The 9,677-nt window shown below is 68.6% G+C and carries 8 protein-coding genes and 2 tRNA genes; 3 read left to right on the top strand and 7 right to left on the bottom strand.

Going from position 1 to position 9,677, the window contains the following annotated elements:
* Positions 1 to 16: 16 nt before the first annotated feature.
* Positions 17 to 676: a response regulator transcription factor gene (locus J7E91_RS02630; RefSeq protein WP_308375966.1), complete on the top strand. Its 660-nt coding sequence runs from the start codon at positions 17 to 19 to the stop codon at positions 674 to 676.
* 64 nt (positions 677 to 740) lie between these two features.
* Here J7E91_RS02630 and J7E91_RS02635 read toward each other — a convergent pair.
* A tRNA-Ala gene (locus tag J7E91_RS02635) sits at positions 741 to 813 on the bottom strand.
* 162 nt (positions 814 to 975) lie between these two features.
* Here J7E91_RS02635 and J7E91_RS02640 point away from each other — a divergent pair.
* Both J7E91_RS02640 and J7E91_RS02645 read left to right on the top strand, forming a co-directional pair.
* Positions 976 to 1,524: a transcriptional regulator gene (locus tag J7E91_RS02640; RefSeq protein ID WP_028810680.1), complete on the top strand. Its 549-nt coding sequence runs from the start codon at positions 976 to 978 to the stop codon at positions 1,522 to 1,524.
* Between the two features lie 30 nt (positions 1,525 to 1,554).
* Complete coding sequence (locus J7E91_RS02645) at positions 1,555 to 2,937, top strand: serine/threonine-protein kinase (protein ID WP_214898766.1); 1,383 nt, start codon at positions 1,555 to 1,557, stop codon at positions 2,935 to 2,937.
* Positions 2,938 to 2,992: 55 nt separating this feature from the next.
* On the opposite strand, the gene J7E91_RS02650 is transcribed toward J7E91_RS02645, so the two are convergent.
* The 6 genes from J7E91_RS02650 to J7E91_RS02675 form a co-directional block, all read right to left on the bottom strand.
* On the bottom strand, positions 2,993 to 4,378 hold the full coding sequence (locus tag J7E91_RS02650; protein ID WP_214898769.1) for a hypothetical protein: 1,386 nt from the start codon (positions 4,376 to 4,378) through the stop codon (positions 2,993 to 2,995).
* A gap of 406 nt (positions 4,379 to 4,784) precedes the next feature.
* Complete coding sequence (locus J7E91_RS02655) at positions 4,785 to 4,919, bottom strand: DLW-39 family protein (RefSeq protein ID WP_003958712.1); 135 nt, start codon at positions 4,917 to 4,919, stop codon at positions 4,785 to 4,787.
* A gap of 167 nt (positions 4,920 to 5,086) precedes the next feature.
* A tRNA-Ile gene (locus tag J7E91_RS02660) sits at positions 5,087 to 5,160 on the bottom strand.
* A gap of 61 nt (positions 5,161 to 5,221) precedes the next feature.
* Positions 5,222 to 5,845, bottom strand: a complete 624-nt coding sequence (locus J7E91_RS02665; RefSeq protein ID WP_214898771.1) for a DUF3566 domain-containing protein — start codon at positions 5,843 to 5,845, stop codon at positions 5,222 to 5,224.
* Positions 5,846 to 5,938: 93 nt separating this feature from the next.
* On the bottom strand, positions 5,939 to 8,593 hold the full coding sequence (gene gyrA / locus J7E91_RS02670; protein WP_214898773.1) for a DNA gyrase subunit A: 2,655 nt from the start codon (positions 8,591 to 8,593) through the stop codon (positions 5,939 to 5,941).
* A 49-nt stretch (positions 8,594 to 8,642) separates the two neighbouring features.
* Positions 8,643 to 9,677: toprim domain-containing protein (locus tag J7E91_RS02675; RefSeq protein ID WP_251015062.1), on the bottom strand; the 1,035-nt coding region annotated here is incomplete at its 5' end.

The following is a 9,677-nucleotide window of genomic DNA, read 5'->3' on the forward strand; positions in this document are numbered from 1 at the left end:
AGCTGTGGGAGTAAGCGTGACGGTTCCGCACATCAGGGTTGTGATCGCGGACGACGAGCCTCTCATCCGGGCGGGGATCCGGATGATCCTCACCTCGGACCGGGCCATCGAGGTCGTGGCGGAGGCGCAGAACGGCCGCGAGGCGGTCGAGCTGGCGCGCGTCCACGCGCCGGACGTCGTGCTGCTCGACCTTCAGATGCCGGTGATGGACGGGCTCACCGCGCTCGCCGAGCTGGGCAGGACGGTCCCCGCGGCGCGCGTGATCGTACTGACGACGTTCGGCGAGCGGGAGAACGTCCTGCGGGCCCTGGAGAGCGGCGGCGCGGGTTTCCTGCTGAAGGACTCGGCGCCGGCGGAGCTGATCCGTGCGGTACGGGCGGCCGCGGCCGGGGACGCCTACCTGTCGCCGGGGGCGACCCGGCACGTCGTGGAGCAGCTCGCGTCCGGGCGGGTGCCGGGCCGCGCCGAGGAGGCGCGGCGGCTGGTCACGGCACTGAGCGGCCGGGAGCGCGATGTCCTGGCGCTGCTCGGCGAGGGCCTGTCCAACGCGGACGCGGGCAAGCGGCTGCACATGAGCGAGGCCACGGTGAAGACGTACGTCAGCCGGATCCTGGCGAAACTGGGCTGCGAGAACCGCGTACAGGCGGCGCTCCTCGCGCGGGACGCCGCGCTGTGAACCCCACGGAGCAAAAAGATGCCCCTCTGCCCTGCGGAAACAGGTCAGAGGGGCATCTGCGATGTGGAGCCTAGGAGATTCGAACTCCTGACATCTGCCTTGCAAAGGCAGCGCTCTACCAACTGAGCTAAGGCCCCGGGGACGGGTGGACGTGACCGGCCGGAACCGCACCGTGGCCACCGCCGCAGAACAGAGTACCGGGTGTCCCCCCTGATCCTGCAAAAGGATTGGGACTCCCGGTGCGCGACCACGCTCCGTAAGATGCTCGGCGAGGTTCGCAGCAGCGAAGGGGAGACGCAATGGACGCAGCGCAGCAGGAGTCGACGGCCAGAGCCAGAGAGCTTCAGCGCAGTTGGTACGGGGAGCCGCTGGGGGCGCTCTTCCGTCGGCTGATCGACGATCTGGGTCTGAATCAGGCCAGACTCGCCGCGGTGCTCGGCCTGTCCGCGCCCATGCTGTCCCAGCTGATGAGCGGCCAGCGCGCCAAGATCGGCAATCCGGCCGTGGTGCAGCGTGTCCAGGCTCTGCAGGACCTGGCCGGTCAGGTCGCCGACGGCAGTGTCAGCGCCGCCGAGGCCACCGACCGGATGGAAGAGATCAAGAAATCCCAGGGCGGCTCCGTGCTCAGCAACACCGGCCAGACCACCGCCAGTTCCGGTGCGCCCACCGTGCGGCGCGTGGTGCGCGAGATCCAGTCACTGCTGCGCTGCGTAGCGGCGGCCGGCGACATCATAGATGCGGCGGACACGCTCGCCCCGACCCACCCCGAACTGGCAGAGTTCCTCCGGGTGTACGGCGCCGGGCGCACGGCGGACGCGGTCGCCCACTATGAGGCGCATCAGAGCTGAGGCAGGCGGAGCGGGGGCGGGCACAGCGCAATGGGTGAGATCTTCGCCGGCCGGTACGAGCTGATCGACCCGATCGGACGCGGTGGAGTGGGCGCGGTCTGGCGGTCGTGGGATCACAGGCGCCGCCGGTACGTCGCGGCCAAGGTGCTCCAGCAGAGCGACGCGCACACGCTGCTGCGCTTCGTGCGCGAGCAGGCTGTGCGGATCGACCACCCCCACGTCCTCGCCCCGGCCAGCTGGGCCGCGGACGACGACAAGGTGCTGTTCACCATGGACCTGGTGAGCGGCGGCTCGCTGGCCCATCTGATCGGCGACTACGGCCCGTTGCCGCCCCGCTTCGTGTGCACCCTGCTCGACCAGCTCCTCTCCGGCCTGACCGCTGTCCACGCGGAAGGCGTCGTGCACCGCGACATAAAGCCGGCCAACATCCTGCTGGAAGCCACCGGCACCGGGCGTCCGCATCTGCGGCTGTCCGACTTCGGCATCTCGATGCGCAAGGGCGAGCCCCGTCTCACCGAGACCAACTACGTGGTGGGTACGCCCGGTTATTTCGCGCCCGAGCAGATGATGGGCGCGGAGCCGGACTTCCCCGCCGACCTGTTCGCGGTCGGCCTGGTCGCCCTTTACCTGGTGCAGGGTCAGAAGCCAGACTCCCAGGCCCTGGTGGAGCACTTCGCCACGTACGGGACACCGGGCGCCCCGCAGGGCATCCCGGAGCCGCTGTGGCAGGTCATCGCCGGGATGCTGCAGCCCGACCCGCAGGCGAGGTTCCGTACGGCGACGGGCGCGCGCAAGGCGCTGACCGCCGCCGTCGAGATGCTGCCCGAGCCGGGCCCGGGTGAGGAGCCGGTGGAGGTCTTCGACCAGATCGGCCCGCTCCCGCCCGGCTTCGGCCCGGACGGGCCCACCGCCCCGGCCCCCGGCCCCCAGAGCCACGTACACGGCCCCATACAGGGCGGCGGCCAGGGTGGCGGCCAGCAGGCGCAGCCCGCCCAGCAGCCGTCGCCCATGCCGGAGACGGGCGGCTTCCACCTGGCGCCGCCGCAGCAGCCCCCCATGCCGCACCCCCCGGCGCAGCCGTCGCCGCCCCCCCTTCCGACATCCACCCCCACACCCACATCCACACCCGCTCCCCTGCCCGCGCATGCGACCTCCCCCCTTTCCGGCGCGGCGCGGAATCCCTCCCAGGTCCCCACGGCCGCGGCGCAGTACGAACAAGCCCTTACTCGTCCATACACCGCTCAGGGCCCGGAGGTTCCCACTCCACCGACCCCGCCGGCCCCGCGGGACGCCCACACCCCCGTACAGGCCCCGCACAAGCGGCTGGGACCGCCCCCGAAGGTGACGGTCCCAGTACTGCTGCTGGCGCTGGTCTGTTTCGCGGTGGGCGTCTGGGCACTGACCCAGAGCTGATCCGGCCCGCTCCCGACGGCCGGCCCCGGACGGCCCGCCCCGGATGTGCGGCTGCCTACCAGGCGGCCGGCGGCCCGTACTGCGTAGGCGCCCCACTGTCATGCCCGGGGCCGGCGCCGGGACCAACGCCAGGACTGGCGCCCGGCCCCGTTCCGGCGCCCGCCCCCGCCGCCGCGCGCCGCCGGGCGACGAGCGTCCACACCCCGAGTCCGAGCACCAGCACGGTGCCCGCCCCGATCCCGGCGGCAGCGACAAGCTGCATCGTGTCGCTCTTCACCGCCGCGGACGTGCTCTGCCCCTCCTCCGCGGCGCTCAGGTCGTCGTCGGTGACCTGGAAGGGGCCGGCGGGCCCTTCATAGGCAGGGGCGCCCTTCCCCTTGTCGCCCTCGACGTTCAGCCGCAGAGAGAGCCCGAGGCCCTCCGGCCCGAACACCTTCTCCACCTCCGGGCTCAGACTGACCCTCAGGTAGTACCAGCCCGCGAACCGCATCCCGTTGACGGAGTCGGACGAGTCGAAACGGTTCTCGTACGCCACGGGCGGCAGCGGATCCAGCGCGGACGAATTCTGCTTGCCGTCGTACGAGATGGTGCTCGCGCTCTCGACAAGCCCCCGCGCCGGGTTGTACAGCACCATGCTCAGTGCGTTGGACACATATCCCTCACCCGCCGCGCTGCCGAGGTCCGCACTGGCGAAGAGCTGCTGCCCCCAGTCGACCGGCACCTTGTAGAACAGCGTCTCGCCGGGCTTGATCCTGTCCCGCCACTCGCCCTCGTACAGACCGGGCGCACTGTAGAAGCTCGTCCCGCCCCTGCGGTCCCGGGCCTGGCCGCCGGGCGGCGCGGGCGAGCTGCTGGGCCAGCTCTCCGGCGCCGCGGTCGCCCCGCCCGCTTTCACCTTCGGCTCCGTCAGATGCCGGATCTCCAGTTCCCACGGCTCGCTCGACGAGGTCGCCGCACTGGTCCGCTCGATCAGGACGAAGTACGTGTCGGCGCCCTGACAGGAGGTGCGGTCCTGCTCGATGGTCCGGTGCGCGTAGGTCCCGATCGGCCGCGCGAACTCCGCCGAGCTGAACTGCGCGCTGTTGTAGCTGCACGAATTGCCGGCGCGGTCCTGCAGCGTCACCTTCAGCTCGTCGGCGTACTCGACCTTCGTGCCCGGCCTCGGCACAGCAGTCGCCGACACATAGGCGTTGGACTTCGCGTCGAGCTGCACACGGTAGAAAAGCTTTCCGCCCGGCCTGATCGAGTCCCGGTACGTCCCGCCCGGCTCCAGCTGCTCGGAGTCGGTACTGCTCGCCGTCCCCTTGACCGGCTTCGCCGAAGGCTCATAGGTGTACGGGCTGGGCTCACCCGCCGCCCACGCCTGCGCCGGCAGCGCCGCCACCGCGCACAGCGCCGCCACCACGGCCGGCGCCACCCTGCCCCTGCTGCGCTGCCTCATCACGCGCCACCCCTCGTCGTCTCCTCGGCCGCCCCGCGCCGCATCGCCACGAACACGAGCCCGGCGGCCAGGACGACAGCACCGCCCGCCATCGCGGCTGCCGCAGTGCCGGTCCATCCTGCCCCGCCGGCCCCAGCGCTGTCTGCGCCGACCGCCGTATCACCCTTGTTGTCCGCTTCGCCCTCCGGCCACGCGAGGACGGGCGCATCGTGCCGCGACCCCGCCCAAACCTTTGCTCTCGCAAGCTAATGATTTGCTTGGGTGAATTCAAGGAGGGTGCCGTCACGGTCCCGCAACAACAGACCACAACCCGTCCGACTCCTGCGCACACCCCGCCGAGCCGCCACCGGACAGCACAAAGCCCCGGCCGCTGAGCGACCGGGGCCAGTGTTCGGACTACTGGGTCTCACACACCCGAACCTGCGGGCACGGAGTCAGTCGCCTCCGTCCACAGATCCTGCTCGGCGCGATCCGCCTGGATCTGGCGGTACACGAGGAGCCCGCCGATGGCGGCCAGTGCGACCAGGAGAAGCTTCTTCACCGCGCGACCTCGTCTTTCCTTGACGTAGGAGACTTCTGGCGCCCGACTATACACACCGACCGATACCGATCGGTGACCTAGATACCCACCCAACTGACGCGCGCCACACAGCAAAAAGCCCGGCAGATCTTTCGATCTGCCGGGCCTCCGACCTTTCAGGTCCGCGGTGGGGCTAACAGGATTTGAACCTGTGGCCTCATCCTTATCAGGGATGCGCTCTAACCAACTGAGCTATAGCCCCGCGCTGCCCCTGAAGATTAGCGCACCTCGGGGGCAGTACCAAAATCGGTTCCGCCGGCTTCCTACTCGTCCTCGGCGAGCGTCAGCTCGACGCCGCCGACGAAGCCCGCCGACAGGTTGTAGATGAAAGCGCCCAGCGTCGCGAGCGCCGTGGCGAGCACCACGTCGATCATCGCGATGACCGACGTGAAGATCAGCACGCGCGGCAGCGAAAGGAAGGACTGCAGGTCGAAGCCGTTGCTCTCGTTCGAGCCCGTCGCCTCGCTGATCGTCCCGCCCACCGTGGAGAAAACGCCCATCGCGTCCATGACCATCCACAGCACCGCCGCCGCCACCACCGTGCAGATACCCAGCGCGATGGAGAGCAGGAAGCTCACCTTCATCACCGACCACGGGTCGGCCTTGGCCACCCGCAGCCGCGCCTTGCGCGTACGCGGCGTCGTACGCGCCCCCGTACGCGGCAGACGCACCGCGGCGACACCCGGCTGCTGCCCGGCGCCCTGCGCCCCGCCCTGCGCCCCTCCAGTACCCGGCGTACCACCGCCGCCCGCGGGCGAGGGATACGCCTGCGGCGGGTGATACGGCTGCGCCGACTGACCCTGCCCCTGCGGCTCCCGCTCACTGGGCAACGCCCCACTCGCGTACCCGTCGTAACCCTGAGGCTGAGGCCCCCGCGTATCGGTCACAGTCCCCCCCTGGGAGTCCGTGGCAGAGCCACGGGCACCGGGTGCTCCAGATTCAGAAGCGGCCGCTCCGGCGCCCGTGGCTCCACTCACGCTTTACTCCTCGTGCTCCCCGGCCGAAGGCGCTGCGCCCCCGGCGGATGAAGGCTCTGCGCCCTCGACGGATTCGGCAACCTCGACCGCATCGCCCTCAACCGCGTCGGTGTCGGCCCCTTCGGGACCTTCCACCTCTTCGGCCTCACGACCGGCCTCGGCGTTACGAGCGATACCGACAACGGCATCGCGCTTGCCCAGGTTGATCAGTTGGACGCCCATGGTGTCACGGCCCGTCTCCCTGACTTCGTTGACTCGCGTACGAATCACACCACCGCCGAGGGTGATGGCGAGGATCTCGTCCGTCTCCTCCACCACCAGCGCCCCGACCAGCGATCCCCGGTCCTCCACGATCTTGGCGGCCTTGATACCCAGACCACCGCGACCCTGGACCCGGTACTCGTCGACGGGGGTCCGCTTCGCGTACCCACCATCGGTGGCGGTGAACACGAACGTACCGGCCCGCACGACATTCATCGAGAGCAGCTCGTCACCTTCACGGAAACTCATGCCCTTCACACCCGAAGTCGCACGGCCCATCGGCCGCAGCGCGTCATCCGTCGCCGTGAAGCGGATCGACTGCGCCTTCTTGCTGACCAGCAGAAGATCATCGTCGGCCGACACCAGCTCCGCGCCGATCAGCTCGTCGTCGCTGCCGTCCGCGGTCTCCCGCAGATTGATCGCGATGACACCGCCCGAACGCGGCGAGTCGTAGTCCTTCAGCGACGTCTTCTTCACCAGGCCGCCCTTGGTGGCCAGGATCAGATACGGCGCCGCCTCGTAATCACGGATCGCGAGGATCTGCGCGATCTGCTCGTCCGGCTGGAAAGCCAGCAGGTTCGCGACATGCTGACCACGCGCGTCCCGGCCGGCGTCCGGCAGCTCGTACGCCTTCGCCCGGTACACCCGGCCCTTGTTCGTGAAGAACAGCAGCCAGTGGTGCGTCGTCGACACGAAGAAGTGGTCGACGATGTCGTCTTCCTTCAGCTTCGTACCGCGCACGCCCTTGCCGCCGCGCTTCTGCGACCGGTAGTCGTCCGTCTTCGTACGCTTCACATAGCCGCCACGCGAGATCGTGACGACGATGTCCTCCTCGGCGATCAGGTCCTCGATGGACATGTCACCGTCGAAGGGCACCAGCTTCGAGCGCCTGTCGTCACCGAACTTGTCGACGATCGCGGCCAGTTCCTCGCTGATGATCTGCCGCTGACGCTCCGGCGAGGCGAGGATCGCGTTGTACTCGTTGATCTTCGCCTGGAGCTCGTCGTGCTCCGCGACGATCTTCTGACGCTCCAGAGCCGCCAGTCGGCGAAGCTGCATCTCCAGGATCGCGTTCGCCTGGATCTCGTCGATCTCCAGCAGGCCCATCAGGCCCTCACGCGCCACATCGACCGTCTGGCTGCGCCGGATCAGCGCGATGACCTCGTCGATCGCGTCCAGCGCCTTGAGCAGACCGCGCAGAATGTGCGCCCGCTCCTCCGCCTTGCGCAGGCGGAACCTCGTACGCCGGACGATGACCTCGATCTGGTGCGTCACCCAGTGCCGGATGAACGCGTCCAGCGACAGCGTGCGCGGCACCCCGTCCACCAGCGCCAGCATGTTCGCGCCGAAGTTCGTCTGGAGGTCGGTGTGCTTGTACAGGTTGTTCAGGACGACCTTCGCGACCGCGTCCCGCTTCAGCACGATCACCAGACGCTGACCCGTACGCGAAGACGTCTCGTCACGCACGTCAGCGATGCCGCCGACCTTGCCGTCCTTCACCAGGTCGGCGATCTTCTGCGCCAGGTTGTCCGGGTTGGTCTGGTACGGAAGCTCCGTGACCACCAGGCACTGGCGGTTCTGGATCTCCTCGACCGCCACCACCGCGCGCATCGTGATCGAGCCACGGCCCGTCCGGTACGCGTCCTCGATGCCCTTACGGCCCACCACCAGCGCACCGGTCGGGAAGTCGGGGCCCTTGATGCGCTCCATCAGCGCGTCCAGGAGCTCCTCGTGACCCGCCTCCGGGTTCTCCAGGAACCACTGCGCGCCCGCCGCCACCTCCCGCAGGTTGTGCGGCGGGATGTTCGTGGCCATACCGACCGCGATACCCGCCGAACCATTGATCAGCAGATTCGGGAAACGCGCCGGCAGAACCGTCGGCTCCTGGTTACGGCCGTCGTAGTTGTCCTGGAAATCGACAGTCTCCTCGTCGATGTCCCGGACCATCTCCATGGCCAGCGGCATCATCTTGCACTCGGTGTACCGCATCGCCGCGGCCGGGTCGTTGCCCGGAGAACCGAAGTTGCCGTTGGAGTCCACCAGCGGCATACGCATCGACCAGTGCTGCGCCAGGCGCACCAGAGCGTCGTAGATCGAGGAGTCGCCGTGCGGGTGGTACGTACCCATGACGTCACCGACGACACGGGCGCACTTGTAGAAGCCCTTCTCGGGCCGGTAACCGCCGTCGTACATCGCGTACAGCACACGACGGTGTACGGGCTTCAGACCGTCCCGCACGTCGGGCAGCGCACGCGACACGATGACGGACATCGCGTAGTCGAGGTACGAACGCTGCATCTCCGTCTCGAGCCCCACGGGCTCGACACGCATGCCCACACCCTCGACGGGCGGCACCTCTTCGGGCGTCACGGGGACAGGGGTGTTCTCGTCGGCCATTGCTGGTCAAAGTCCTTTCGAGCTGCGGCTGGTGGCTTGCACGGCCGGCTCAGATGTCGAGGAAGCGGACGTCCTTGGCGTTGCGCTGGATGAAGGAGCGTCGCGCCTCGACGTCCTCACCCATCAGCACCGAGAACAGGTCGTCGGCCTGAGCCGCGTCGTCCAGGGTCACCTGGCCGAGAACCCGGTGGTCCACGTCCATCGTGGTGATGCGCAGCTCCTCGGCGTTCATCTCACCGAGACCCTTGAAGCGCTGGATCGAGTCGTCCCTGATCCGCTTGCCGTTCTGCTTGCCGAGTTCGACGAGCGCGTCGCGCTCACGGTCCGAGTAGGCGTACTCGAAGTCGTCCCGGCCCCACTTGATCTTGAACAGCGGCGGGCGCGACAGATACACGTGCCCCGCCTCGACCAGCGGCCGCATGAAGCGGAACAGGAACGTCAGCAGCAGCGTGTTGATGTGCTGACCGTCGACGTCGGCGTCCGCCATCAGAACGATCTTGTGATAGCGGAGCTTCTCGATGTCGAAGTCCTCGTGCACACCCGTGCCGAACGCCGAGATCAGCGCCTGGACCTCGGTGTTCTGCAGGATCTTGTCGATCCGCGCCTTCTCGACGTTCAGGATCTTGCCGCGGATCGGCAGGATCGCCTGGTACATCGGGTTACGCCCCGACTTCGCCGAACCACCGGCCGAGTCACCCTCGACGATGAAGATCTCGCACTTCGTCGGGTCGTTCGACTGGCAGTCGGACAGCTTGCCCGGCAGCGACGCCGACTCCAGCAGACCCTTGCGCCGCGTCAGATCACGCGCCTTACGGGCCGCCACACGCGCCGTGGCCGCCTGGATCGACTTGCGGACGATGTCCGCCGCCTCGTTCGGATTACGGTCGAACCAGTCGTTGAGGTGCTCGTGCACGACCTTCTGCACGAAGGTCTTCGCCTCCGTGTTGCCCAGCTTGGTCTTCGTCTGCCCCTCGAACTGCGGCTCGCCCAGCTTCACCGAGATGATCGCCGTCAGACCCTCACGGATGTCCTCACCCGCGAGGTTGTCGTCCTTCTCGCGCAGGAACTTCTTCTCGCGCGCGTA

Origin of the sequence: Streptomyces sp. ISL-99, from assembly GCF_018614005.1 — a bacterium.
GTDB classification, from domain to species: Bacteria; Actinomycetota; Actinomycetes; order Streptomycetales; family Streptomycetaceae; genus Streptomyces; species Streptomyces flavidovirens.